General features: G+C 73.0%; 23 protein-coding genes and 2 tRNA genes. 9 read left to right on the top strand and 16 right to left on the bottom strand.

Translation table 11 applies throughout. The annotated features are described in order from the left end of the window. Nucleotides 1–101 precede the first annotated feature (101 nt). Together ABD979_RS08455 and fgd are read left to right on the top strand one after the other, a co-directional pair. Entirely contained in the window at nt 102–1,139 is a 1,038-nt protein-coding gene (locus tag ABD979_RS08455; RefSeq protein ID WP_345507024.1) for a L,D-transpeptidase family protein, read from the top strand. A gap of 68 nt (nt 1,140–1,207) precedes the next feature. Then, nucleotides 1,208–2,215 carry a glucose-6-phosphate dehydrogenase (coenzyme-F420) gene (gene fgd, locus ABD979_RS08450; RefSeq protein ID WP_345507023.1) on the top strand — a complete coding sequence of 336 codons (1,008 nt, stop codon included), beginning with the start codon at nt 1,208–1,210 and terminating at the stop codon, nt 2,213–2,215. Nucleotides 2,216–2,222: 7 nt separating this feature from the next. Here fgd and ABD979_RS08445 read toward each other — a convergent pair whose 3' ends face one another. Then, nucleotides 2,223–2,735: a DUF4188 domain-containing protein gene (locus ABD979_RS08445; protein ID WP_345507022.1), complete on the bottom strand. Its 513-nt coding sequence runs from the start codon at nt 2,733–2,735 to the stop codon at nt 2,223–2,225. A 71-nt stretch (nt 2,736–2,806) separates the two neighbouring features. Here ABD979_RS08445 and ABD979_RS08440 point away from each other — a divergent pair, with 71 nt between their 5' ends. Both ABD979_RS08440 and ABD979_RS08435 read left to right on the top strand, forming a co-directional pair. After that, complete coding sequence (locus tag ABD979_RS08440; RefSeq protein ID WP_345507021.1) at nt 2,807–3,475, top strand: MerR family transcriptional regulator; 669 nt, start codon at nt 2,807–2,809, stop codon at nt 3,473–3,475. Between the two features lie 50 nt (nt 3,476–3,525). Continuing rightward, nucleotides 3,526–5,718, top strand: a complete 2,193-nt coding sequence (locus ABD979_RS08435) for a bifunctional lysylphosphatidylglycerol flippase/synthetase MprF (protein ID WP_345507020.1) — start codon at nt 3,526–3,528, stop codon at nt 5,716–5,718. A 69-nt stretch (nt 5,719–5,787) separates the two neighbouring features. Here ABD979_RS08435 and ABD979_RS08430 read toward each other — a convergent pair whose 3' ends face one another. From ABD979_RS08430 to ABD979_RS08400, 7 genes are all read right to left on the bottom strand, one after another. Then, nucleotides 5,788–7,515 (bottom strand): alpha/beta hydrolase, encoded by a 1,728-nt coding sequence (locus tag ABD979_RS08430; protein WP_345507019.1) that lies wholly within the window; start codon nt 7,513–7,515, stop codon nt 5,788–5,790. A 134-nt stretch (nt 7,516–7,649) separates the two neighbouring features. After that, a tRNA-Glu gene (locus ABD979_RS08425) sits at nt 7,650–7,722 on the bottom strand. 88 nt (nt 7,723–7,810) lie between these two features. Further along, nucleotides 7,811–7,885: transfer RNA gene (locus tag ABD979_RS08420), tRNA-Gln, on the bottom strand. A gap of 58 nt (nt 7,886–7,943) precedes the next feature. Continuing rightward, the gene (locus ABD979_RS08415) at nt 7,944–8,693 is read right to left on the bottom strand and encodes an HAD family hydrolase (RefSeq protein WP_345507018.1); all 750 of its coding nucleotides are present in this window, start codon (nt 8,691–8,693) and stop codon (nt 7,944–7,946) included. Next, the gene (locus tag ABD979_RS08410; RefSeq protein WP_345507017.1) at nt 8,690–9,412 is read right to left on the bottom strand and encodes a GNAT family N-acetyltransferase; all 723 of its coding nucleotides are present in this window, start codon (nt 9,410–9,412) and stop codon (nt 8,690–8,692) included. The genes ABD979_RS08415 and ABD979_RS08410 overlap by 4 nt, the downstream gene beginning before the upstream one ends. A gap of 11 nt (nt 9,413–9,423) precedes the next feature. Then, nucleotides 9,424–11,037 carry a glutamate--tRNA ligase gene (gltX, locus tag ABD979_RS08405; RefSeq protein WP_345507016.1) on the bottom strand — a complete coding sequence of 538 codons (1,614 nt, stop codon included), beginning with the start codon at nt 11,035–11,037 and terminating at the stop codon, nt 9,424–9,426. A 32-nt stretch (nt 11,038–11,069) separates the two neighbouring features. Further along, a complete protein-coding gene (locus ABD979_RS08400; RefSeq protein WP_345507015.1) occupies nt 11,070–11,849 on the bottom strand; it encodes a fumarylacetoacetate hydrolase family protein in 780 nt (259 codons plus the stop codon). A 91-nt stretch (nt 11,850–11,940) separates the two neighbouring features. On the opposite strand from ABD979_RS08400, the gene ABD979_RS08395 reads away from it, so the two are divergent. Continuing rightward, a complete protein-coding gene (locus tag ABD979_RS08395; RefSeq protein WP_345507014.1) occupies nt 11,941–12,810 on the top strand; it encodes a 3-methyladenine DNA glycosylase in 870 nt (289 codons plus the stop codon). Between the two features lie 56 nt (nt 12,811–12,866). Here the strand turns inward: ABD979_RS08395 and ABD979_RS08390 are convergent, their stop codons facing one another. Together ABD979_RS08390 and ABD979_RS08385 are read right to left on the bottom strand one after the other, a co-directional pair. After that, nucleotides 12,867–13,256: a VOC family protein gene (locus ABD979_RS08390; RefSeq protein WP_345507013.1), complete on the bottom strand. Its 390-nt coding sequence runs from the start codon at nt 13,254–13,256 to the stop codon at nt 12,867–12,869. Between the two features lie 199 nt (nt 13,257–13,455). Beyond that, nucleotides 13,456–14,022 carry a TetR family transcriptional regulator gene (locus ABD979_RS08385; RefSeq protein ID WP_345507012.1) on the bottom strand — a complete coding sequence of 189 codons (567 nt, stop codon included), beginning with the start codon at nt 14,020–14,022 and terminating at the stop codon, nt 13,456–13,458. 123 nt (nt 14,023–14,145) lie between these two features. On the opposite strand from ABD979_RS08385, the gene bioB reads away from it, so the two are divergent. The 4 genes from bioB to bioD are packed head-to-tail and all read left to right on the top strand — an operon-like array spanning nt 14,146 to nt 18,595. Further along, nucleotides 14,146–15,222, top strand: coding sequence for a biotin synthase BioB (bioB, locus tag ABD979_RS08380; protein ID WP_345507011.1), 1,077 nt, complete (start codon nt 14,146–14,148; stop codon nt 15,220–15,222). After that, entirely contained in the window at nt 15,215–16,555 is a 1,341-nt protein-coding gene (gene bioA, locus ABD979_RS08375) for an adenosylmethionine--8-amino-7-oxononanoate transaminase (RefSeq protein WP_345507010.1), read from the top strand. Before bioB ends, bioA begins: the two co-directional genes overlap by 8 nt. Next, nucleotides 16,552–17,889, top strand: a complete 1,338-nt coding sequence (locus ABD979_RS08370; protein ID WP_345507009.1) for an 8-amino-7-oxononanoate synthase — start codon at nt 16,552–16,554, stop codon at nt 17,887–17,889. The genes bioA and ABD979_RS08370 overlap by 4 nt, the downstream gene beginning before the upstream one ends. A gap of 1 nt (nt 17,890) precedes the next feature. Continuing rightward, nucleotides 17,891–18,595 carry a dethiobiotin synthase gene (bioD, locus tag ABD979_RS08365; RefSeq protein WP_345507008.1) on the top strand — a complete coding sequence of 235 codons (705 nt, stop codon included), beginning with the start codon at nt 17,891–17,893 and terminating at the stop codon, nt 18,593–18,595. On the opposite strand, the gene cimA is transcribed toward bioD, so the two are convergent. The 6 genes from cimA to ABD979_RS08335 all read right to left on the bottom strand — a co-directional run bounded on the left by cimA (nt 18,574) and on the right by ABD979_RS08335 (nt 25,512). After that, the gene (cimA, locus tag ABD979_RS08360) at nt 18,574–20,154 is read right to left on the bottom strand and encodes a citramalate synthase (protein WP_345507007.1); all 1,581 of its coding nucleotides are present in this window, start codon (nt 20,152–20,154) and stop codon (nt 18,574–18,576) included. The genes bioD and cimA overlap by 22 nt on opposite strands. Before the next feature lie 301 nt (nt 20,155–20,455). Next, the gene (locus ABD979_RS08355) at nt 20,456–21,190 is read right to left on the bottom strand and encodes a gamma-glutamyl-gamma-aminobutyrate hydrolase family protein (RefSeq protein WP_345507006.1); all 735 of its coding nucleotides are present in this window, start codon (nt 21,188–21,190) and stop codon (nt 20,456–20,458) included. Further along, a complete protein-coding gene (locus ABD979_RS08350; protein WP_345507005.1) occupies nt 21,187–21,954 on the bottom strand; it encodes a 3-oxoacyl-ACP reductase in 768 nt (255 codons plus the stop codon). The genes ABD979_RS08355 and ABD979_RS08350 overlap by 4 nt, the downstream gene beginning before the upstream one ends. A 51-nt stretch (nt 21,955–22,005) precedes the next feature. After that, nucleotides 22,006–23,391, bottom strand: a complete 1,386-nt coding sequence (locus ABD979_RS08345; protein WP_345507004.1) for an aldehyde dehydrogenase family protein — start codon at nt 23,389–23,391, stop codon at nt 22,006–22,008. Next, nucleotides 23,388–24,755 (bottom strand): glutamine synthetase family protein, encoded by a 1,368-nt coding sequence (locus ABD979_RS08340; RefSeq protein WP_345507003.1) that lies wholly within the window; start codon nt 24,753–24,755, stop codon nt 23,388–23,390. The genes ABD979_RS08345 and ABD979_RS08340 overlap by 4 nt, the downstream gene beginning before the upstream one ends. Nucleotides 24,756–24,783: 28 nt before the next feature. Continuing rightward, nucleotides 24,784–25,512 carry a FadR/GntR family transcriptional regulator gene (locus ABD979_RS08335; protein WP_345507002.1) on the bottom strand — a complete coding sequence of 243 codons (729 nt, stop codon included), beginning with the start codon at nt 25,510–25,512 and terminating at the stop codon, nt 24,784–24,786. Between the last annotated feature and the right edge of the window lie 2 nt (nt 25,513–25,514).

Below are 25,514 nucleotides of genomic sequence, written 5' to 3'. Positions count from 1 at the left end.
TGTATCAGCAGCGTCGCCGCGACAACCTTTGGGCGGGTGGTCGCGTCACCCTCACTGCAGTGCATCGCCGCACTGACGTCGTTCGCAGCCAAGGGGTCACGATGCAGTCAGCCAGCCGGTCGGTCCGGATCCGCACCGCCGCACGCCACGTCCTGGGGGCGGCCGGTGTCGTCGCCCTCGTCGCCGCAGCCGCCGCGTGCACGGCCGACGCACCGGGGGCCGCACCGGGGGCCGCGCCGACGCCGGTCGGGCGCCCGGCGACGTCCACCGGAGCCACCAGCAGCCCCACCGACGCACCGGCCACGCCGTCGTCCCAGCCGGTCACCCCGCCCTCCTCCGCGCCGACCTCCGTCGCCCCCACGCCGGTGCCGACGACGTCGGCAGCCCCGGCGACCCCGACCGCTCCCACGGAGCCGACGACCCCGACCCCGACGCCCTCGACCCCGGCCCCGACCTCGGCAGCCCCGACGCCGCAGCCGGCGCCCGTCGTGCTGCTCGAGGCCGGCGACACCGGGTCGAAGGTGCGCTCCCTGCAGGCCCGCCTGCGCCAGATCGGCTGGTTCGCCGGCGACGTGAGCGACCGCTACGGCTCGCGCACCACCGAGGCTGTGCGCGGCTTCCAGGCCAAGCGCGGCTACGACGCCACCGGACGCCTCGACGAGCGCACCTGGGACAAGCTCGTCGCGATGACGCACCGCCCGACGTCCGACGAGCTGGCCAACGTCAAGCCCAAGCCGACCACGCCGACGCCGGAGGCGTCGAGCTGGGACGTCGACGAGCGCTGCCTCACGGGCCGCGTCATGTGCGTCAGCAAGACGACCCGCCACCTGACGTGGGTCGTCGACGGCGTGCCGCAGTACGGCTTCGACGTCCGCTTCGGCAGCGACGAGCTGCCCACCCGCGAGGGCGTCTTCTCGGTCTACAAGAAGAAGGTCGACGTCATCTCGAACCTCTACCACACGCCCATGCCGTACTCGATGTTCTTCTCCGGCGGCCAGGCCGTGCACTACTCCTCGAACTTCGCCCGGCTCGGCTACTCCGGCGCCTCGCACGGCTGCGTCAACGTGCGCAACAAGCCGCTGCTCGTGCAGCTCTACGGCGAGGTGCGCCTCGGCGACAAGGTCGTCGTCCACTGGTGACCCGAGCCCGGCCGACGACGGCCCCGTAGGCTGGCGGGGTCACTCCCCCACGGCCCGAAGGAGTCGGTGTGCTCAAGGTTGGTTGGAAGGCGTCCGCGGAGCAGTTCGGTCCGCGCGACCTCGTCACGTTGGCCGCGCAGGCCGAGCAGGTCGGCCTCGACTCGGCGTTCATCTCCGACCACTTCCAGCCGTGGCGCCACCAGCAGGGGCACGCGCCCTTCGCGATGAGCTGGCTGGCCGCCGCCGGCGAGCGCACCGAGCGCATCCAGCTCGGCACGTCGGTCATGACGCCGACGTTCCGCTACAACCCGGCCGTCGTCGCACAGGCCTTCGGCACGCTCGGGGCCCTCAACCCCGGCCGCATCGTGCTCGGCATCGGCACGGGCGAGGCCCTCAACGAGGTCGCGGTCGGCGCCGCGGGCTCGCCGTGGCCCGAGTTCAAGGAGCGCTTCGCGCGGCTGCGCGAGGCCGTGACGCTGATGCGGAGGCTCTGGACCGAAGAGCGCGTCGACTTCGAGGGCGAGTACTACCGCACGCACGCGGCGACCGTCTACGACCGGCCCGAGCAGCCCATCCCCGTCTACGTCGCCGCGGGCGGCCCGCTCGTCGCCAGGTATGCCGGCCGGTCGGGTGACGGCTTCATCTGCACCTCCGGCAAGGGCCGGGAGCTGTACGAGGACAAGCTCCTGCCGGCCGTCGACGAGGGCCTGGGCAAGTCGGGCCGCACGCGCGACGACATCGACAAGATGATCGAGATCAAGCTCTCCTACGACCGCGACCCGGAGCAGGCGCTGCACAACGTGCGCTTCTGGGCGCCCCTGTCGCTGAGCGCCGAGCAGAAGCACGGCGTCGACGACCCGGTGGAGATGGAGCGCCTCGCCGACGAGCTGTCCGACGAGGAGATCGCCAAGCGCTGGATCGTCACGAGCGACCCCGCCGAGGCGGTCGAGGCCGTGCGGCAGTACGTCGACTGGGGTTTCGACCACGTCGTCTTCCACGCGCCGGGCCACGACCAGGGCCGCTTCCTCGAGCAGTTCTCCGCCGACGTGCTGCCCGGGCTGCGCGAGCTCGGCTGACGGGCCCTCACGGCGCGGCCGTGCCCCCGCGTCGGCCGAGGGCTGCGTGGCGGCGCCGGCTGCGGTCCTGCGTCAGCCCGAACGCCTTGCCGAGCCCGGTGGGCGGCATCGCGACGTAGAGGCTCTCGTGCGCCCCGGCCGGCACGGCATACGTCTCGTGCCAGATGCCGACGGCGCCGGTGGCCCTGCGGCTGCGGCGGTAGAAGGCCGTCCAGGCCGGCCGGTGCAGCCGGTCCGGGTCGTTGGCGTACGCGTAGATCGCGTCCGCGTCGCGCCAGTACTGCACGACCGTCGGGCCGCCCGCCCCGAGGAGCGTGCGCGCCTCGAGGAAGCCGAGGTCCGGCCCCTCGCCGCGCGCCGCGGCCGCCTTGGCGCGGTAGAGCTCGGCGATCATGCCGGGCATGGCCCCGAGCACGGGCACCCAGAGGTCGGGACGCCACGGCTGGTTGACCCGCATGCCGATGAGGAAGACGGCGAGGTCACCGTCGTGGGTGTGGCTGGTGTGGACGAAACCGCTCATGACACGCCTTTCGGATAGTGGTGCTATCCAAGTTTGGACAGTCATACTATCCAATGTCAAGGAGGAACTTCATGCGCATCTCCCAGCTGTCCGACCGCACCGGCGTCAGCATCCCCACGCTCAAGTACTACCTGCGCGAGGGGCTGCTCCACGCCGGGGAGGCCCACGGCGCGACGCGCGCCGACTACGACGAGAGCCACGTCGACCGCGTCCGCCTCGTGCGGACGCTCGTCGACGTGGGTCGCCTGTCCATCGAGCGGGTGCGTGAGGTCGTGCAGGTCCTCGACGCACCCCCGGCGAGCCGGCACGAGCTGCTCGGCGCGGCCCACGAGGCGCTCCGTCCTGCCGCGTCACCGACGCAGCCCACGCCCGAGACGGTCGCCCGGGTGCGGTCGCTCGGTCCGGACGGCTGCGAGCACTCCCCCGCCGGCAAGCAGCTCGCCCAGGCCCTCACGGCCGCGGAGACCGCCGGGTGGCACGTCGACGACTCGACGCTCTCCACGTGGCAGCGCGCCATGCGCACGGTGGCCGAGACCGACGTCGCCCCCGAGCTCGGCACGGCCACCCCGGACGAGGCCCTGCGCTACGCCATCGTCGGCACGGTGCTGACCGACCCCGTGCTGCTCGCCCTGCGCCGTGTGGCCCAGGAGGCGGTCAGCGCCGAGCGGCTCGCGGAGGCTGACCCAGCGGGTCGCAGCGGGCGCGCGAAGGGCCCGGACGGCATACCGGCGACGCGCTAGCATCCCGAGCAGGAGCACGACCTGACCGGGGACCGCGAGGGGACGCACGGATGTCGACGGAGCAGACCGACGAGCCCACCGGCGGCGCGGGCCCCGCGTCCGCACGGCCGGCGGGGACCCTGCCGGCGGTCTGGACCACGGCCCGGCGGATCCCCTTCACCCTCACGGTCGTCGGCGCGATGCTCGTCCTCGGTGCGACGACCGGGACGCTGTGGAGCGCGCTCGAGGGCCGGGCGCTGGTCGACGCGGTCGCCTACGGGCTGCCGGCCCTGCAGGACGGCCGGTGGTGGACCCCGGTCACCGGTGCGTTCTTCGCGCTGACGCCCGCGCAGTACCTCCCCGTGGCCGGCGGCGCGCTGGTCCTGCTCGGCTGGTCCGAGCTGCGCGTCGGCACGCGCCGGGCAGCGGTCGCGGCGACGTCGACCCACCTGACCGGCGTCCTGCTGGCGTCGGTGCTGCTGCTCGTGCTGGACGGCACCGGCTGGGAGTGGGCGGAGCGCCTCGCCGCCCAGCTCGACGCGGGCTTCAGCGCGGGCGCGCTCGGGGCGGTCGCGGCGGCGAGCGCCACGCTGACGCCGCCGTGGCGCGGGCGGCTCCGGGCCGTCCTCTCCCTCTACGCGATCGTGGCGCTCCTCTACCTCGGACGGCTCTGGGACCTCGAGCACGCCATCGGCATCACGGTGGGGCTCGCGCTCGGTCCGGTCCTGCTCGGCCGTCGCCCGTCGCCCGCGCTGCCGCGCTTCACCCGCCACGAGTGGCGGGTCGTGTCGTCCACCTTCTACGTCGTCAGCGCCGTGGTCACGGCCCTGCTCTACTTCACGCCGTCCGACGGCCCGCTCGGCGCGACCACGGACGACACCGACGCCTTCAGCGTCCTCATCAGCGCGGGCGTCTCGCTCCTGCTCGCCGACGGGCTGCGGCGTGGCTCGCGCCGGGTGTGGTTCCTCGCCGGCGGCCTGGCGACGCTCTCGCTGCTCGCACAGTCCCTGCTCGTCGTCGTCGAGGTCGTGGCCCCCGACCAGCTGAACGGCGAGGGCCAGGTGGTCACCTCGATCCCCGAGCTCGTCGTGACGGTCGTCATCACGCTGTTCCAGCTCGCCGTCCTCGTGCTGGGTCGGTCGGCCTTCCAGGCGCGGTCACGGCGCCGGCGCCGCGCGCAACTCGCGAGCGGTGCGGGCGACCGGGAGACCGCCATGGCCCTGCTCAAGGAGCACGGCGGCACGACGATGTCGTGGATGGGCACGTGGCCCGACAACCACTGGTACGTCCACCGCGGCCCGTCGGGCGCGCCGGCCGGCTACGTCGCCTTCCAGGTGCACCGTGGCACGGCCATCGCGCTCGGCGACCCCGTGGCGGCGGACGCGGCGACGCGGGCCGCCGTGCTGCAGGGCTTCGTCGACGAGCAGGAGACGCACGGGCTCCAGGTGTGCTTCTTCTCCGTCACGCAGGAGGTCGCCGAGTGGGGACGCAGCCACGGTCGTCGTGACGTGCTCGTCGCCGAGGAGGCGATCATCGACCTGCCCGACCTCGAGTTCAAGGGCAAGTCCTGGCAGAGCGTCCGCACGGCGCTCAACCGCGCCACCAAGGACGGCATCAGCTACCGCGAGGGCCGGCTCGCCGAGATGCCGCGCGGCCTGCTGACCCAGGTGCGCGCCATCTCCGAGCTGTGGGTCTCCGACAAGGGCCTGCCCGAGATGGGCTTCACCCTGGGCGGGGTCGACGAGGCCCTCGACCCCGACACCGTGGTCGGCCTCGCCGTCGACGCCGACATGACGGTGCACGGGGTGACGTCGTGGCTGCCGGTCCACTCCCCGGGCGGCGAGGTGCGCGGCTGGACCCTCGACGTCATGCGCCGCCTGCCCGACGGCTTCCGACCGGTCACCGAGTTCCTCATCGCGAGCGCCTGCCTGTCGTTCCGCGAGCAGGGCGCGCAGCTCGTCTCGCTCTCCGGCGCGCCCCTCGCCCACTCCGGCGACGGCACGGCCGAACGCGCGGCCCTCGAGCGCCTCCTCGACCAGCTCGGTGAGGCCATGGAGCCGCTCTACGGGTTCCGCTCGCTCGAGAGCTTCAAGCAGAAGTTCCGCCCGCGCCACGAACCCGTTCACCTCGTCTTCACCGACGAGGCGGCCCTCCCCCGCATCGGCCTGGCCCTCACCTCGGCCTACCTCCCGGACGCGTCGCTGCGCGACCTCGCGCGCGCCGGCCTGCAGTCGCGCCGCGAGGGCGCCGGGGTCGAGTCCTGACCCCGGCGTCCCCGGTGTCCCCGGCGTCCCCGGCGTCCCCGGCGTCCCCGGGGGAACAGGGCCCGTCCGTCAGGTGTCCTTGTAGGGGCGCTTCTCGAGGATCGAGGCCAGGGTGGCGGTGCGCTCCGGGGTCCAGTCCGGCGGCTGGGTGACGGCGACCCACGACTCGAGGTTGGCCGTGGCGGAGTAGAGGTGTCCGTAGCCCATCGGGATGCTGCCGGCGCCGGGGAGGTCGAGCAGCACCTGCCACATCGTGACGATCGGGAACCAGCCCATCCGCGGGGAGACGTCGGGGCCGCGCTGGCCGTCCTTGAGCCACTCCGGCTCGGCGAACGCCATCGACGGCGAGAAGAAGACGATCGGGTCGCTCGCGTGCTGGAGGTAGACGAGTCGGGTGGGCCCCCACGTCGCGCCGCCGCGACCGAGGCCGTCCTGCTCGGCGGTGAAGCGCACCGTGCGCCCCTTCTCGTAGACGGGCAGGTATGCCGGGCTGCCGGGCTCGCGGCCCGCCGTGAGGCGCGCGTGCAGCTCGTTGACGAACGGCGGCCCGGACATCAGGGCCCCGTCGACCGGCTCGTTGATGACGTTGATCGAGCCGAGGATGCTCTCGACCCCGAACGACCCCAGCGACAGCCCGTAGAGGTACAGCTTGGGCCGGCTCGCCTCCGGCAGCGTCGCCCAGTAGGTGTGCACCGTGTCGAAGACCACCCGCGAGGTCTCGCGGACGGCATCCTGGTCGGCGAGGAGCGAGATCCACGACGGGAGGTAGGAGTACTGCACGCCCCCGATGGCCGTGTCGCCGTTCCAGAGGAACTCGAGCGGGTCGGTGCCGTTCTGGTCGAGGAAGCCGGTGCCGGTCGTCGTGGCGACGACGAGCACCTTGCGCGAGAAGGCTCCCGACCGCTTGAGCTCGGCGAGGAGCAGGTCGGCGCGCCCCTGCACCGTGTCGGCGGAGCGCAGCCCGGCATACACGCGGATCGGCTCCTTCGCGCCGCCGCCGTTGGCCCGGTCGAGCTCGGCGACGGTGGGCCCGCCGCCGACGAAGTAGCGGCCCTGGCGTCCGAGCAGCTCCCACGACGAGAGGGACTGGGGGCTCCCCGAGCGCTCCGGCACCTGCGGCCGGTTCATGTCCTCCGCGATGAGGGTGTCGCGCGGGGCGAAGATGGCGTTCGCGACGGTGAAGAACCCGTTGACGAGGACGCCGGTGAGCAGCGACCAGATGAGGGCGAGCAGGACGGCGGAGCCCACGACCACGGCGACCCGTCGCGGTAGCCGGCGGCCCAGCCAGCCGAAGACGGTGCGGAAGAGCAGGCGCAGGCTGCGGGAGACGACGAGGATGAGCACGGTCAGGGCCACGGTGACCCCGATGATGACCGGCCAGGTGCTCGGCGACGACGGCTCCATCCCGTAGAGGGTGCGGATCTCGTTCTGCCACCCCACCTGGCGCCACCCGGTGAAGACGGCGGCCCACAGGCCGAGGCCGACGAGCACGAGCACGAGGACGCGACGGGCGCGGCCCGGCACGGCCGGGATGCCGAGGTAGCGCCACAGCCACTGGCACGTCGCACCGAAGCCGTAGCCGATCATCACGGTGACGCCGGAGGCCACGCCCTGGACGGCAGCGCCGCGTGGGAGCAGCGAGGGCAGGAGCGAGAGGGCGAAGAACCAGGCCGCCATCGTGAGCCCGACGCCGGAGAACGTCGTGTCGAACACCCGCTGTGGCGCACCCAGACGCGGACGGCGGGGCAGTCGACGTCCGGTGCGGACCGCGGGAGGGGGCACGGTCGATGCGGTCATGATGGCGGCTCCTTGCTCGGCGTGCCACGTGACGAGCGCCAGCATAGGTGGCCGCCGGGAGGTGCACCCCCGAGAACGGGAGAAGACCCCGGTCCAGTGGACCGGGGTCTTCTCGGCTCTCTCGAGCCATCACGTAGCCCCGACGGGATTCGAACCCGCGCTACCGCCTTGAGAGGGCGGCGTGCTAGGCCGCTACACAACGGGGCCGTGAGCGGTGCCGAGCGAGCTCGGCACGAGAAGAAACCTTACCGTGAAGGCGTGATTTCTCCGAATCGGCTCACGTTGCCGTGAACCGTGGCTGGGGTACCAGGACTCGAACCTAGAATGACGGAACCAGAAACCGTAGTGTTGCCAATTACACCATACCCCAAGGGGTTTCACTCACAGTCCGCCTTGCGGTGGCCTGTGGGGTGAACCGAAGAGGAATATTACCGGGCATCCCGCGCAGGCCCAAATCGAGGGTCGAGCGCCGCCTCCAGCTCCCCCAGATGGGTCACCACGGGCACCGCCTCGCTCGTGCCCCGGCCCTCGCGGTCGAGCCAGACGGCCCGCAGCCCGGCGGCCCGGGCTCCGAGGACGTCCCACTCGAGGCTGTCGCCGACGCAGACGACCTCGCCCGGCTCCAGCGCCATGAGGCGGCACGCCTCGAGGTAGACCCGGGCGTCGGGCTTGCCGAAGCCGAGGGTGTCGGTGGTGACGACGACCTCGAAGCGCTCCGTCAGGCCGAGCGCCTCGAGCTTGACGGTCGTGGGCGCCAGGGCCGAGTTCGTGAGCAGCGCGACGGCCAGCCCGGCCGCCTCGGCCGCGGCGAGCAGCCCCGGCACGTCGGGGAAGAGCCGCTGCGCCTCGCGGAAGGCCGGCGCAAAGGCCTGCTCGAAGGTGCGGTGCGCCGTCTCCGGCAGGTCGAGGTCGAAGGCCGTCGCCACCTCGGCGAGGCGGCCCGCGCGCATGGCTGCGAACGGCACGTCGCCGGACGCGTAGCGCGGGAACCAGCCCTCGGGGTCGTCGTAGTAGCGCTGCGCGAGGGCGTGGTGCCGATCGGCCGGTCCGGGCCATACGGCGGCTGCCGCGCGGGCGCCGGCCTCGACCATCGCGGCCCGGGTGTCGACGATGGTGTCGTCGACGTCGAGGAGCAGGCCGCGAGCCCCGCGGACGGCCTCCGCCGTCGAGCGGGTCACGGCCGGTCCTGCCCGTCCACGCCGAAGAGGGGCAGGGCGGGCCCGACCCCCTCGACGACGACCTCGACGACCGGCCGGGTCGTCCCGCCGGTGCCGCCGGTGCCGCCGGTGTCGCCGGTGCCGCCGACGTCGCCCCCGGTGCGGCGCACCCAGTCCGCCCGCTCGAGGCGCACGTGCTGCAGCGTCTCCCCCGAGTGCTCGAGCACCGACCGGTGGGTGTCGCGGTAGCCGAGGGCGCGCGAGACGCCGAGCGACGCGCCGTTTCCCGTCGTCGCCGAGCTCACGGCCGCCTGCGCGCCGAGCCGACCGAAGGCGAGCGCCAGCACGGCCGCACGCATCTGCTGTCCCCAGCCCCGGCCCCGCGCCCCTACGACGAGCCACGACGACGAGTCCACCGTGCGCTCCGCCCGCCAGTCCGGGCCCTCGAGCCACTGCACGCCGACAACGGCGTCACCGGCGCGCACGACGAAGGGCAGCGCCCAGTCCTCGGGCGACCACAGGCCGAGGGCACGCCAGTAGGACTGGGCGAGGATCGCGCGCCGGTTGGCGCCCTCGTCGAGCCCCGCGTAGCGCGTGGCGGAGGGGTTCATCTCGAGGTCGTCCGGCACGAGGGGCCACAGCGTCGGCAGGTCGGCCTCGGTCATGACCCGGAGGTCGAGGTCCGTCGTCGTCAGCCGGATCCCGTGCAGGGGCCAGGCCGTTCGGTCGTCCGGCTGCACGCGGCCTCCTCTCAGAGCGTGTCGCGCAAGGACTGCAGCCGCGCCAGCGTCGAGGTCTTGCCGAGGATCTCCATCGACTCGAAGAGCGGCGGCGAGATGCGCGCGCCGGAGACGGCCGTGCGCAGCGGGCCGAAGGCGAAGCGCGGCTTGATCCCCAGGCCCTCGACCACGGCCTCGCGAAGAGCGGCCTCGATGGTCGCGGCGTTCCACGGGCTCCCCGTGCCGAGCACGCCGTCGCCGTGGTCGTCGATGTCGCCGAGGGCCGTCAGCGCCGCCTCGAGGACGGCGGGCGCGTCGTCCTTGAGCTGGGCCCGCGCGTCGTCGTCGATCGCGAGCTGGTCGTCGGCCACGAAGAAGGGCCGCACCAGCGCAGGGGCCTCGGTGAGCAGGACCATGCGGGTCTGGATGAGCTCGGCGATCGCCTTGAGCCGTGCGAGCTCGCCCAGCGACTGGGTCTCCCCGAGGATCCCGTCCTCGACGAGGTAGGGCAGCAGCCGGCTCGCGAACTCGCCGACCTCGAGCGACCGGATGTAGACGCCGTTGAGCCAGTCGAGCTTCTTGAGGTCGAAGATCGGCCCGATGGGGTTGACCTTGGCCCAGTCGAAGGTGCGGCTGAAGTCGTCGAAGGAGAAGACCTCGACGTCGGCGCCGTCGGCATCCTGCTGCGGCGGATAGGCCAGCAGCGCAAGGAAGTTCACGAGCGCCTCGGGAAGGTAGCCCTGCTCGCGGAACCACGTGAGACGGGCCGCCGGGTTCTTCCGCTTGGAGATCTTCGACTTGTCGGTGTTGCGCAGCAGCGGCATGTGCGCGAACTTCGGCGGCTCCAGACCGAGCCACGTGTAGAGCAGGATGTGCTTCGGCGTCGAGCTGATCCACTCCTCGCCGCGCACGACGTGCGTGATGCCCATCAGGTGGTCGTCGACGACGACGGCCATGTGGTACGTGGGGAACCCGTCGGCCTTGAGGATGACCTGGTCGTCCGGCCGGGGCGCCGACACCTTGCCGCGGATGACGTCGTCGAAGACGAGCGGCACGTCGTCGGGCACGAGCATGCGCACGACGGGCGTCTCGCTGAAGCCGGGGAGCGCGGCCCGCTCCTCGCGCGTCTTGCCGACGCACAGCCGGTCGTAGCCGGTGGGCTGCTTCGTCTTCTGCTGCACCTCGCGCATCTGCGCGAGCCGCTCGGTGGAGCACCAGCAGAGGTAGGCGTGGCCCTCCTCGACGAGCCGGTCGACGTACGGGCGGTAGGTGTCGAGCCGCTCCGACTGGCGGTACGGCGCGAACGGCCCGCCGATGTCGGGGCCCTCGTCCCAGTGCAGTCCGAGCCAGGCGAGCATGTCGTAGAGCTGCGCCTCGCTGTCCTCGCGGAAGCGCGCGCGGTCGGTGTCCTCGACGCGCAGCACGAACTGCCCGCCCTGCTGGCGCACGAAGGCGAGGTTGAAGAGCGACATGTACGCCGTGCCGACGTGCGGGTCGCCGGTCGGCGACGGCGCGACGCGGGTGCGGACCGGGCCCGACCCGTCGGACGTCGAGACGCGCGGCGCGTCGGCACCCCGCACCTCCACGAGGTCGGCGTCGGGGACGCTGGCGGACGGCATACCTGTGGTGTTGCTGTTGTCGCTCATGGTGCGACCAGCCTAGTGGGCGCCCGAAACGCTCAGCGACGCACGAAGGTGTTGGTGAGCGAGCCGATGCCCTCGATCTCGATCGACACCTGCTGGCCCGCCTCCACGAGCCCCACCCCGGCCGGCGTGCCGGTGAGGATGACGTCGCCCGGCAGCAGCGTGAAGGCCGCCGACGCGTACTCGATGATCGAGGCGATGCCGTGGATCATGTCGGCCGTGGTGCCGTCCTGGCGCACCTCGCCGTCGAGGGTCGTGACGATCGAGAGGTCGCTCGGGTCGAGCTCGGTCTCGATCCACGGGCCCAGCGGGCAGCTCGTGTCGAAGCCCTTGGCGCGCGCCCACTGGCCGTCGGAGCGCTGCCAGTCGCGCGCCGTCACGTCGTTGGCGATGGTGTAGCCGTAGATGCACTCGGCCGCGTTCGCGGCCTTGACACCCCGCGTGATCGTCTTGATGACGACGGCGAGCTCGCCCTCGTAGGAGACCTCGTCGCTGCCGGCCGGCAGCACGACGGGGTCGAACGGCCCGACGACGGCGGTGTTCGGCTTGAAGAACATCATCGGCTCGGCCGGGGCCTCGCCGCCCATCTCCTTGGCGTGGTCGGCGTAGTTCTTGCCGATGGCGACGACCTTGGAGCGCGGGATGACGGGCGCGAGGAGGCGCACGTCCTCGAGCATGACGGGCGGCTGCCCGCCCGGCTGGAGCCCGATGTAGAGGGGGTCGCCGGCGAGCGGCGTGATCACCTCGCTGCCGGGGTCGCCCTGGACGATGCCGTATGCCGGGTCGTCCCCGGTCGTGTACCTCGCGATGCGCACGCGCCCACCCTACGACGGGCGGCGCTCGCGCGCGGAGGGCGGTCAGGGGCGGCCGTGCGGCGACGCCCCGGCCCTCGCCTACCCTCGTGGGGTGCAGGTGATGAGCGAGGCCGAGTGGCGCGAGCGGGCGGCGGCGCACGAGGCGCGGGTCGACGTCGTCACCGCCGGGCACCTGGCGCGCCGGCGCGACCACCGCGCGCACCCGGTCGAGGACTTCCTCTTCACCTACTACAGCTTCAAGCCCGCGCAGCTGCGCCGCTTCCACCCCGGCGCCGGCACCTCCCTGGCGGCTGCGGCGCGTGCGCCGCACACCGACTGGCGCTTCTACGCCGTCGACGGCGACCTCGTCGGCGTGGACGTCGATGCCTTCACGGCCGCCCGCGGCGACACGCTGCGCTTCGTCCGGGAGCTGCTCGTGCGCACGGCGGAGCGGCCGGGGCGCTTCGGCTGCTTCGGGCTGCACGAGTGGGCCATGGTCTACCGGCTCGACCCGTCCGACGTGCGGCACTCGGGATGGCCGCTGCGGCTCGGTGGCGCCGGCACCGACGCCGTCGTCGAGAGCCACCGGGTGGCCTGCTCGCACTTCGACGCCTACCGCTTCTTCACGCCCGAGGCGGCCCCGCTCAACGCCGTGACGCCGACCCGCGAGAGCCAGACCGCCCTCGAGCAGCCGGGCTGCCTGCACGCCGGCATGGACCTCTACAAGTGGGCCCACAAGCTCGTGCCCGCGGTCTCGAGCGACCTCGTCATGGACGCCTTCGAGCTGGCCCGCGACATCCGGGCGCTCGACATGCGGGCCGCGCCCTACGACCTGCGCGAGCTGGGCTACGACCCTGTCCGCATCGAGACCCCCGAGGGCAAGGCGGAGTACGCCGCCGCGCAGCGCGGGTTCTCGGCGCGGGGCCAGGCGCTGCGAGCCCGCCTCGTCGAGGCCGTCGACCGGGTGCTCGTCCCCGCCTGACCCCCGGCTCCGGCGCGGCCGCGCGGACCGACCCTGCCGAGCCGGTGCGGGTGGGGTCAGTCGGAGCCGTCGACGTAGAGGCAGAAGGGGTGGCCGGCGGGGTCGAGCAGGACCCTGACGCCGTCCTGCGGCTGGAACGCCGCGAGCTCGGCCCCCACCTCGACGGCGAAGGCCACCGCCGCCTCCAGGTCGTCGACCTCGAGGTCGAGGTGGAGCATCATGATCGGGCGGCCCGGCTCGCTCGGCCACACCGGTCGCACGTAGTTCGGCTCGGTCTGGAACGACAGGTTGTACCCGTGCGTCTCCGACGGCGCGAGCGTGGCCCAGCCGGGGGTGTCCGTGTAGAGGGTCCAGCCCAGCAGCCGCTCGTAGAAGTGCGCGAGGGCGGATGCGTCCGGTGCGTCGAGCACGACGCCGAACCAGTGCTTCGTCGTTCGTAGGGGCATCGCCCCAGCATGCCGGGGCCGACGCCAGAACAGGCTCGAAGAAGGGGGGCTCCCGTGTATCACCACCGACCCCTGCTGCACTGAGGGGTTGTCGGCGAAGGTCCAGGCACGCGCGCCGACCACGTCCACCCTCTTCGGGGAGTGGTGCTGGGCGGCGCCTCGGGCCGCCCAGCCCTCTGCCGCACCCGGCCCGACGGGCTCAGCGCGAGGCGACCAGCCCGCGCACGAGCACCGACAGGCCCACCTCGAACGCCTTCGCCTCGGCGTCCAGGTGGCCCACGGACGCCGATGCCGATGTCGGCTGCAACGTACCAGCGAGCTCGCGATCCTGTTGCGCTGCAACCGAACCCAGCACGTGGTGGAGCACGAGCGCAGCCACGGCGTCGCGCTCGGTCGGTGGGGCGCCGGCTGCCTGGACGAGGCGGGCGAGCGACCCCAGGGGGCGCACTGAACCGGGGTCGACGGCATAGGCCAGGCCCACCACCCCGGCCCCGTCGGGCACCTGGACGAGCGCCTCGCGGAGCGCCACGGCCAGACCGACGAGCGCCTCCGCGGGCGGCTGGTCGGCAGGCGGCTCGGGCAGCTGCTCGAGCAGCGCGGCTGCCACCTCGACGAGCAGCTCCTGCTTGCTCGCGACGTGCCAGTAGAGCGCGCCCGGCGCCACGCCGAGCTCGCGCCCGAGCCGGCGCATCGTGAGGTCCGCCAGGCCGTATCGGCGCAGCAGGTCGACGGCCGTCTCGACGACCTGCTCCCGACTCAGTGCCACGCGCTCCCCTGACCGTCGCGCCGGCCGCTCGCGGACCTGCGTTGACAGCCGAGCCTAGCGACTCGGCATACTGAACACCGTTCAAGTTGAACACCGTTCACCGCGCCGCGCAAGGGAGCCCGCATGACCCCCCGCTTCGACGACCTCGTGGATGCCGTCCTGGCCGGCACGCCGGCCACCGCCGCAGACGCGCTCGACGTCCTGCGCACTCCCGACGACGAGCTGCTCACCCTCGTCGCCGCGGCAGCGAGACTGCGACGCAACCACTTCGGCGACACCGTCAAGGTCAACTACCTCGTCAACCTCAAGAGCGGGCTGTGCCCGGAGGACTGCCACTACTGCTCGCAGCGCCTCGGCTCGAAGGCCGACATCCTGCGCTACACCTGGCTCGGGCCCACCGAGGCGCTCGAGCAGGCCACGGCGGGGCTGCGCGGTGGCGCCACCCGGATCTGCATGGTCTCGAGCGGTCGCGGGCCCACCGACCGTGACGTCGAGCGGGTCGCGGGGCTCGTCGGCACCCTCAAGGGCGAGCACCCCGACGTCGAGGTCTGCGCATGCCTCGGCCTGCTCAAGGACGGCCAGGCCGAGCGCCTCCGCGAGGCGGGCGTCGACGCCTACAACCACAACCTCAACACGGCCGAGTCGCACCACCACTCGATCGTCACGAGCCACACGTATGCCGACCGCGTCGACACCGTGACGAAGGCCAAGGACGCCGGGCTGTCACCGTGCTCGGGCCTCATCGCAGGGCTCGGCGAGAGCGACGAGCAGCTCGTCGAGGCTCTCGTCGCGCTCCGCGACCTCGGCTCGGACTCGATCCCCGTCAACTTCCTCATGCCCTTCGACGGCACCCCCCTCGAGGGCACGTGGGACCTCACCCCCGGACGGTGCCTGCGCATCCTCGCCATGGCGCGGATCGTGTGCCCCGACAAGGAGATCCGTATCGCCGGTGGGCGGGAGATGCACCTTCGCTCGCTGCAGGGCCTCGCGCTCCACGTCGCCAACTCAATCTTCCTCGGCGACTACCTGACGTCGGAGGGGCAGGCCGCCGAGGCCGACCTCGAGCTCATCCGCGACAACGGCTTCGTCGTGCTCGGCGCCGACCGGCCCGACTCCCCCGGCACGCAGCCGTCCACCCGGGCGGGCTCGCCGGCCACGCGCCGTCGGGGTGCGGGGACGGACGTGCCCGCCAATGCCTGAGCCGGCCGGGTCGTCGCTCGCGTCGCGCGACCGAGGTCTCGTGTGGCACCCGTACGCGCCGCTCGACGGGCCCGAGCCGTATGCCGTCGAGGGCGCCGAGGGTGCTCGGCTCACCCTGACCGCCCCGGACGGCGAGCGGTTCGAGGCCGTCGACGCGATGGCCAGCTGGTGGTGCGCGGTGCACGGCTACCGCCACCCGGCGCTGGACGACGCCGCCCGGGCCCAGCTCGAGCGGTTCAGCCACGTCATGTTCGGCGGCCTGACGCACGCGCCCGCCGTCGAGCTCGCCGAGCGGCTCACCGCGATCGCGCCCGGCCCCATGGCGCACGTCTTCTACGCCGACTCCGGGTCGGTGTCGGTCGAGGTCGCCCTCAAGCTGGCCCTGCAGTACCAGGCGGCCCGGTCGCGGCCGCGCCGCCAGCGGTTCCTCACCGTCCGCGGGGGCTACCACGGCGACACGTTCGCGGCCATGAGCGTCTGCGACCCCGTCGACGGGATGCATGCGGCGTTCCCCGGCGTTCTGGCGAGCCAGGTCTTCGCGCCACGCCCTCCGTCGGCGCGCCTCGTCGTCGGCGAGAGTGGCGAGGAGCACTGGGAGACCGATGAACTCGCCGTCGAGGAGTGGGCCGGGCAGGTGCGCGCACTCGCTCGCGCGCACACCGACGAGCTCGCCGCGATCGTGGTCGAGCCGGTGCTCCAAGGGGCCGGCGGGATGCGCGTGCACCACCCCGACTGCCTGCGCCTGCTCCGGCAGGTGGCCGACGAGCACGGGCTGCTCCTCGTCGTCGACGAGATCGCGACCGGTTTCGGCCGCACCGGCCGCCTCTTCGCGTCCGAGTGGGCCGACGTGCGCCCCGACGTCCTGTGCGTCGGCAAGGCGCTCACGGGCGGCTACCTCTCGCTGGCGGCCGTGCTCACGACGTCGCTCGTCGGCGAGGCGATCACCCGGTCGCAGTTCCGCGCCCTGCTGCACGGGCCGACCTTCATGGCGAACCCCCTGGCCTGCGCGGTCGCCGGCGCCTCCCTCACCCTCGTCGAGGCGGGCTGGAAGGACGACGTGCCGCGCATCGGCCGCCTGCTCACGACCCACCTCGCCCCCGCGACCCACCTGCCCCGCGTAGTCGACGTGCGGGTGCTCGGTGCGGTCGGTGTCGTCCAGCTCGACGAGCCCGTCGACGTGCCCGCCGTGACCCTGGCCGCGCTGCGGCGAGGCGTCTGGGTGCGCCCCTTCCGCGACCTCGTCTACACGATGCCGCCCTACGTCACCTCCGACGCCGACGTGCGCCTCGTCGCGGACGCCCTCGTCGGCGCGGTGGGAGAGGTGCACCCGTGAGCGGCGTCTGGGACGACTGGCTGGCCGAGCGGGCGGCGCTCCGGGCCGAGCGCGGCACCGAGCGCTTCGACGCCGTCCTGCGCCTCGCCCACCCCGAGGGGCGGCTGCGCGAGCCGCTCGACCTCGCCTCCAACGACTACCTCGGGCTCTCTCGCGACGAGCGCGTCGTCGGCGCCGCGCACGCCGCGCTCGACCGCTTCGGCGCCGGGGCCACCGCCAGCCGCCTCGTCACCGGCACCCTGCCCGTGCACCGCGACCTCGAGGCAGCCCTCTGCCGGCTCACCGGCCAGCCCAGCGCGCTGGCGTTCTCGACGGGGTATGCCGCCAACCTCGGTGCGCTCACCGCGCTCAGTGGCCGCGGGGCCGAGATCCTCCTCGACGCACACGCGCACGCCTCGCTCCACGACGGCGCCAGGCTGTCCCGAGGGCCCTACGCCACCTTCGCGCACAACGACGTCGACGACCTCGACCGCCAGCTCGCTGCTCGCGAGGGGAGCCGCGTCGTCGTCGCCGTCGAGTCGATCTACTCCGTGCTCGGCGACCGCGCACCGCTGCGCGACCTCCTGCGCACCTGCCGCCGCCACGACGCGCTCCTCGTCGTCGACGAGGCCCACGGGATCGGGGTGGCCGGAGCGGGGCGCGGTCTCGTCCACGAGCTGGGCCTGGCCGGCGAGCCCGACGTCGTCGTCACCGTCACGCTCTCCAAGGCGCTCGGGTCGCAGGGTGGCGTGGTGCTGGCCCCCGCCGCCGTGCGCAGCCACCTCGTCAACACCGCCCGCAGCTTCATCTTCGACACCGGCCTCGCACCCGCCGCGGCTGCGGCGGCAGCGGCGGCCGCCGACGTCGTCCTCGCCGACCCCTCGCTCGCCGAGCGGGTGCGCGCCCACGCCCGTACGATCTCGAGCACGTGCGGCATCGAACCGGCCGCCGGTGCCGTGCAGTCCCTGCCGATGGCCGACCCGGCGGCCGCCGTAGCCGTGGCGCTCGAGCTTCGACGCCGAGGAGTCCTCGTCGGCTGCTTCCGGCCCCCGAGCGTCCCGGACGGCGTCCCGCGCCTGCGGATCACCGCGCGGGCCGACCTCTCGGACGCCGACGTGCTCGAGGCGTCCCGCCTCGTGGCGCGGCTCGCCGCGGCGGACCGCCTCGGGGCCGGGCCCCGGGCGCTCGAGGCCGTCGGCGACGCCGTGGACGACGCCGTCGACGAGGGGCCACGGACCGGGGACGCTCCCTCGCCGGCCCGTGGCCTCCCGTCGGCGGCGGCCGTCGAGGGCGTGACCACCCCGGTGCCGGCGACGCCGCTCGAGAGCCTGTCACCGGGCGACGACCATGCCTGAGGTGCCGCTCCCCCGCGTCGTCGTCGTCACGGGCACCGACACCGACGTCGGAAAGACCGTCGTGTCGGCGGCCGTGACCGCCACGCTGCTCGCCTCCGGCCGGAGCGTCGCGGCCTACAAACCCACGCAGACCGGTGTGGGACCCGCCGACGAGGGCGACATGGCGCTCGTGACGGCCCTGACCGGCGCCCGCACGGCCGAGGGCGTCCGCCTCCTCGCACCGATGGCCCCCCGACCCGCTGCTGCCCTCGAGGGTGCCCGACTGCCCACGCTGGCGCACCACCGGCGAGCCGTGGCCGCGCTCCTCGACGCGCACGACGTCGTCGTGGTCGAGGGCGCCGGAGGCCTCCTCGTGGAGCTGACCGACGAGGGCGAGACCCTCGCCGACCTGGCCGGAGCGCTGCCCGACTGCGGCGTCGTGCTCGTCGTGCGCAGTGGGCTCGGCACGCTCAACCACACGATGCTGACTCGAGAGGCCCTGTCACGCAGGGGGATCCGGCAGCTCGGCATCGTCATCGGCTCGTGGCCGGGGCCGCCGCGGCTGCCCGACGTCATCGAGTCCTCCAACCGCGAGCACCTCGCGACCCTTCCCGAAGGTCTGCTCGGGGCCGTGCCCCGGGGTGCGCCCGGGCTCGGTGCGGAGGTCTTCCGCACGTCCGCGGCAGCGTGGCTGCCGGGCCTGGCTCAGCGCCTCGGCACACCCTGACGGAGCAGGCCGTGCACGATGCCGTCGGTGAGCGCACGCCACGACGCCGCGAGGATCGAGCCGGCCACCCCGATGGTGTCCCACGACGTCTCGCCGTCCGAGGTCTCGATGAGCACGCGGGTAACGGCATCCGTGCCGTGCGACGCATCGAGGATGCGCACCTTGAAGTCGATGAGCTCGATCTTCTCGATCTCGGGGTAGGCCCGCGTGAGGGCCTCGCGGAGGGCGTGGTCGAGGGCGTTGACGGGGCCGTTGCCCTCCCCAGTCGCGATGAGCCGCGAGCCGTCGGCCCGCAACTTCACCGTGGCCTCGGAGGTCGCGTCGCCGGAGCCGCTCGAGTCGGTGATGACCCGCCACGACTCGACCTCGAAGTAGTCGGTGCAGCCGGGCTCGAGCGCCTCCCGGAGCATCAGCTCGACCGTCGCGTCCGCCGCGTCGAACGTCCAGCCGCGCAGCTCGAGGTCCTTGACCTCGGCGAGCACCGCGGCCACGACGTCGGGCCGGTCGGACAGGTCGAGGCCGGCCTCGCGCGCCTTGAGCTCGATGCTCGCGCGGCCCGCCATGTCGGAGACGAGCGTGCGCATGCCGTTGCCGACGAGGGCGGGGTCCATGTGCTGGTAGAGGTCGGGGTCGACCTTGAGGGCGCTGGCGTGCAGGCCGGCCTTGTGCGCGAACGCGCTCGCCCCGACGTAGGGCTGGCGGCTGTAGGCCGGCACGTTCGTCACCTCGCTGATGGCGTGCGCGACGTGCATGGCACGCGCGAACGAGTCGTGCTCCATGGCGTCGAGGCCGAGCTTGAACTGCAGGTTGGCCGCGACCGTGAGCAGGTCGGCGTTGCCGGTGCGCTCGCCGTAGCCGTTGACCGTGCCCTGCACGTGGGTCGCGCCGGCCCGCACGGCGGCGACCGAGTTGGCGGCCGCGCAGCCGGTGTCGTTGTGGCAGTGCGCACCCACCCGGGCGCCCGTGGAGGCGATGACGTCGGCGACGACCTCCTCGACCTGGTGGGGCAGCATGCCGCCGTTCGTGTCGCAGAGCACGACGACCTCGGCCCCGGCCTCGTGCGCGGTGCGCACGACCGAGAGCGCGTAGTCGCGGTCGAGGTGCCAGCCGTCGAAGAAGTGCTCGCAGTCGAGGAAGACCCGCCGGCCCCGGCCGACGAGGTGGCTCACGGTGTCGCGCACCATCTCGAGGTTCTCCTCGAGGGTCGTGCGCAGCGCGCGCTCGACGTGGCCGGTGTGCGACTTGGCGACGAGGCAGACCACCGAGGCCTCGGAGTCCACGAGGGCCTGCACGAGCGGGTCGGTGGCGGCGTCCCCACCGGCCCGACGGGTGGCCCCGAACGCGGCCAGCGTCGCGCGGCGCAGCGAGAGCTCGCGGCGGGCCCGGTCGAAGAACTCGGTGTCCTTGGGGTTGGCCCCCGGCCAACCGCCCTCGATGAAGTCGACGCCGAGGTCGTCGAGGAGCGCGGCGATGGCGAGCTTGTCCGACACCGAGAGGTTGAGCCCCTCCTGCTGGGCGCCGTCGCGCAGGGTGGTGTCGTAGACGTGGAGCGCTTCCATGGCCTTCATTGTCCTCGGTCTCGGGGGCCCTGCCGACCACCGGAGCGGTGGTCGGCCAGCGGTGTGGGTGGCGGCCGGTCTCTTCTCGGTGCGCGTGGCCGGGGTGGTGGCCTGGCGCGGTGTCTCCCGCAGGGGTGGTCGGGGAAACAAAAAGACCCCCCAAGGGTTGGGAGGTCTGCGCGACGAGGGTTGCTCGTCGCGCTAGTCGATAATGAGGGTGCCGGTGGGCACGGTCCGCGTCATCACCCGCTCACCGTAGGACGGCCGTGACGCGCGCGGAACACGTGGTCCGGATCGTGGACTACGGTCCCGAGGGGCGAGACGCCCGCTCGGCGGCCGCCTCCACGAGGGCCCGGAAGAGGCGCGGGTCGGTGTCGACCTCGGGGTGCCACTGGACGGCGAGCCGGAAGCCGGCGACGGGGTCCTCCATCGCCTCGAGCGTGCCGTCGTCGGCCCAGGCGGACGCCTGGTAGCCGGGGTGGGTGAGCACCGACTGGTGGTGGTAGCTCGGCACGTCCGCCACCCCGCCGATGACGGCGTGCAGGCGCGTGCCCGCGACGACCCGCACCGGGTGCTCGCCGTAGGTGGCCGGTGCGGGCGAGTGCTCGTCGTGGCCCACCCGGTCGGGCACGTGCTGCTCGAGCAGCCCGCCGGCGGCCACCGCCATGACCTGCATGCCCCGGCAGATCCCGAGCACCGGCAGGTCGACCTCCGCGCTCGCACGAGCGAGCGCGAGCTCGGTCGTGTCGCGGTCGGGGCGCGAGTCCTGCACGGTGGCGTGGCGCTCGTCCGCGTAGAGCTCGGGCGCGACGTCCACCCCGCCCGCCAGGATGAGGCCGTCGAGCCGCTCGAGCAGGGCCCGGGCGGTGGCGTGGTCCGTGTCCGGGCGGGGTGGGATGACGACGGCGATGCCACCGGCGTCCTCGACGTGCTGCACGTAGCGGTGCGGCACGAGGGCCCCCGGCACATCGACCCAACGGCCCCACGAGGCCCGCTCCACGTAGGCCGTAACGCCGATGACGGGGCGGAGGCTCACAGCGGTGTGACGTAGGCGCCCGAGATGCCGCCGTCGACGAGGAACGTCGAGGCCGTCATGAAGCTCGACTCGTCGGAGGCGAGGAAGAGCACGGCGTTCGCCATCTCCTCCGGCTCTCCGAAGCGGCCCATCGGCACGTGCACGAGGCGCCGCGCCGCACGCTCCTCGTCCTTGGCGAAGAGCTCCTGGAGCAGCGGCGTGTTGACCGGACCGGGGCACAGCGCGTTGACCCGCACGCCCTGCCTGGCGAACTGCACGCCCAGCTCCCGCGACATCGACAGCACGCCGCCCTTGCTGGCGCTGTAGGAGATCTGCGACGTGGCGGCGCCCATGACGGCCACGAACGAGGCGGTGTTGATGATCGAGCCCTTGCCCTGCTCGAGCATGTAGGGCAGCGCGGCCTTGCAGCAGAGGTAGACCGACGTGAGGTTGACCTCCTGCACCCTGCGCCACGCCTCGAGGTCGGTGTCGAGGATCGAGTCGTCCTCCGGCGGGCTGATGCCGGCGTTGTTGAAGGCGATGTCGACCGAGCCGTAGGTCTCCTTCGCGGTGCGGAAGAGCGCGTCGACGTCCTCCTTGCTCACGACGTCGACGCGCACGAAGGTGCCACCCAGCTCCTCGGCCACCCGGGGACCGTTGGTCTCGTCGAGGTCGCCGATGACGACCTTCGCGCCCTCCTCGGCGAAGCGCCGCGCGGTCGCCAGCCCGATGCCGGAGCACCCGCCCGTGATGACCGCGACCTTGCCGTCGAGCCTGCCTGCCATGTGGATTCCTTTCAGCCCAGTGGTTTCTCGTGGTGCGTCGCCGGTGCGACGTCAGTCGGTGGAGATGAACACGTTCTTGACCTCGGTGAACGCCTCCAGCGCGTCGGGGCCGAGCTCGCGCCCGATCCCGCTCTGCTTGAACCCGCCGAAGGGGGTGGAGTAGCGCACGCTGCTGTGCGAGTTCACCGAGAGGTTGCCGGCCTCGACGGCACGCGCCACCCGGAGCCCTCGCCCGATGTCGCGGGTCCAGATCGACCCCGAGAGCCCGTATGCCGTGTCGTTGGCCTTCGCGACGGCGTCGGCCTCGTCGTCGAAGGGCATGACGGCGACGACCGGCCCGAAGACCTCCTCCTGCCAGACCCGATCGCTCGTCGAGCGTGGCAGCACGACCGTGGCGGGGTACCAGTAGCCAGGGCCGCCCGGCGCCTCGCCCCGGAAGGCCACGTCGACAGGCTCGGTCGCCGCGTCGACGTAGGACCGCACGGTCTCGCGCTGCTGGGCGCTGATGAGCGGACCCATCTCGGCCGCCTCGTCACGGGGGTCGGTGACGACGACACCGCGCACCGCGGTCTCGAAGTGCTCCATGAAGGTGTCGAAGACGCTGCGCTGCACGAGGATCCGGCTGCGCGCGCAGCAGTCCTGCCCCGCGTTGTCGAAGACGCCGTAGGGGGCCCGGGCCGCCGCGAGCTCGAGGTCGGAGTCGGCGAACACGATGTTGGCGCTCTTGCCACCCAGCTCGAGGGTGACCCGCTTCACCTGGTCGGCCGCGCCCCGCATGATCCGCTGGCCGACGGCCGTCGAGCCCGTGAAGCACACCTTGCGCACGTCGGGGTGGGTCACGAAGCGCTCGCCGACGACCGAGCCCTTGCCGGGCACGACCGTGAAGACCCCCTCTGGCAGGCCCGCCTCGAGGGCGAGCTCACCGAGCCGCATGGCCGTCAGCGGGGTCAGCTCGGCGGGCTTGAGCACGACGGTGTTGCCCGCGGCGAGGGCCGGCGCGAAGCCCCAGCCGGCGATCGGCATGGGGAAGTTCCACGGGACGATGATGCCGACGACGCCGAGGGGCTCGCGGAAGGTGACGTCGATGCCGCCGGCCACCGGGATCTGCCGACCGGCGTTGCGCTCCGGGGCTCCCGAGTAGTAGGCGAGGACGTCGCGCACGTTGCCCGCCTCCCAGCGGGCGTTGCCGATGGTGTGGCCGGCATTGACGACCTCGAGCTGGGCCAGCTCCTCCTGGTGGTCACCGACGAGGTCGGAGAAGCGGCGCAGCAGCAGGGCGCGGTCGGCGGGGGCCACGGCGCGCCACGCCGGGCCGGCCGCGACCGCCCGCGCGATGGCGGCGTCGGCCTGCTCGAGCGAGGCCAGCCCGACCGTGCGCACGACCTCCTCGGTCGCCGGGTTGACGACGTCGTGGCTCTGGGTGTCCGTCGTGGTCACAGTCGCTCGAATCCTCTCCTGCGCTCCCAGTCGGTGACGGCCGCGTTGAAGGCCGTGATCTCGACGTCGGCGGCGTTGACGTAGTGGTCGACGACCTCGTCGCCGAAGGCGGCGCGCGCGACCGTCGACGCGGCGAGCAGGTCACGCGCCTCCTGCAGGGTCGAGGGCACGTGCGGCTTGTCCGAGGTGTAGGCGTTCCCTTCGAGCGCCGGCTCGAGCGGCAGCTTCTCCTCGATGCCGTGCAGTCCACCGGCGAGCATCGCCGCCACGGCGAGGTAGGGGTTGAGGTCGCCGCCGCCGACCCGGTTCTCGACCCGCAGGGCCGGGCCGTGGCCGACGACCCGCAGCGCGCACGTGCGGTTGTCGCGGCCCCACGCCACGGTGGTGGGCGCGAAGCTCGCGGAGGCGAAGCGCTTGTAGGAGTTGATGTTCGGCGCGTAGAAGTACGTCAGCTCGCGCTGCGTCGCGAGGATGCCCGCGAGGAAGTGCTCGAACATCTCGCTGTGGCCGTGCTCGCCGTCGTCGTCGGCGAAGACGGCCTCGCCGTCGAGCCCGCGGAGCGAGAGGTGGATGTGGCAGGAGCTGCCCTCGCGCTCGTCGAACTTGGCCATGAAGGTGAGCGACTGGCCGTGGTGCGAGGCGATCTCCTTGGCCGCGTTGCGGTAGACCACGTGGTTGTCGCAGGTGCGCACGGCGGTGTCGAAGAGGAAGCCGATCTCGTGCTGGCCGTAGTTGCACTCGCCCTTCGCGCTCTCGACGACGGCGCCGGCGGCGTACATCTCGTTGCGGATGTCACGCAGCAGCGGCTCGACGCGGTCGCCGCCGAGGATGGAGTAGTCGACGTTGTAGCGGTTGGCCGGGGTCAGCCCGGTGTAGCCGGCGTCCCAGGCCTGCTCGTAGGACTGCTGGAACACGATGAACTCGAGCTCGGTGCCGCAGTGCGCCTCGGTGCCGAGGGCGGCGGCCCGCTCCAGCTGCTTCTTGAGGACCGTGCGGGGTGACTGCAGCACCGGCCCGCTCCCGTCGAGCCAGGTGAGGTCGCACTGGATCGTGGCGGAGTGCGGCGTGCCCGGCGTGCGGCGCAGGGTGTCGAGGTCGAGGTCGAAGAACATGTCGCCGTAGCCGCGCTCCCACGAGCTGATGGCATAGCCGTCGACGGTGTTCATGTCGACGTCGACGGCCAACAGGTAGTTGCACCCCTCGGTGCCGTCGTCGAGCACGTGGTCGAGGAAGTAGTGGCCGTGCAGCCGCTTGCCCTGGAGCCGACCCTGCATGTCGGTGAACGCGACGATCACGGTGTCGATCTCGCCCGAGGCGACCTCCTCGCGGAGCCGGTCGAGCGTCAGTGTGGGTCTGGTCGCCATGGCGTGCCTTCCTGTCGTCCGTCGCGTGCTAGCCGATGAGTCCGCGCAGCAGTGCGGAGGTCGCGTCGCAGTGCTCCTCCATGACCGCTCGGGCCCGTTCCGCGTTCCCGCCGAGGATGGCCCCGACGATCTGGTGGTGCTGGGCGTTCGAGTGCTCGATGTTGGGTCGCAGCACGGGGATGGCCATCAGCATGTCGTGCAGGGCCGCCTGCGAGCGGGTGACGGCGTCGATGAGCATCGGGGAGCCCGACAGCGTGGCGACGGCGAGGTGCAGGCGGGAGTCGGCCACCCGGTGCGCTGCGGCGTCCGAGGCCTCGTCGACCTCGGCGAGGCTGTCGGTCAACCACGCCCGCTGGTCGCCGGCCAGTGCCTGCGTGGCGGCCAGCCAGGCCGCACCGGGCTCGACGACCCGGCGGAAGGTCAGCGCGTCGCGCATCGCCGCGCCGCTGCGCACGAAGGCACCGGTGGCCCGGGGCGGCAGCTCGGCCGCGTCTGTGACCCACGTGCCGCCGCCGCGGCCCCGACGGGTCGTGACGAGCCCCGAGTCGCGCAGCGCCGCGATCGCCTCGCGCAACGTGTTGCGGCTGACGCCGAGCCGCTCGGCGAGCTCGCGCTCGGGCGGCAGCTGCTCCCCGCGGGCGAAGACGCCGAGCCGGATGGCCGTCGCGAGCTGCTCGACGGTGCCCTCGAAGGCGTTGCCCGGCGCGGGTCGCAGCACGACGTCCGGCAGGGACGGCGCTCGGTCGGCTGCACTCACCC

Source organism: Terrabacter aeriphilus (assembly GCF_039542985.1).
GTDB lineage: Bacteria > Actinomycetota > Actinomycetes > Actinomycetales > Dermatophilaceae > Terrabacter > Terrabacter aeriphilus.
Note: the sequence above shows the minus strand (reverse complement) of the source record. Positions and strands in the feature narration are given on the sequence as shown.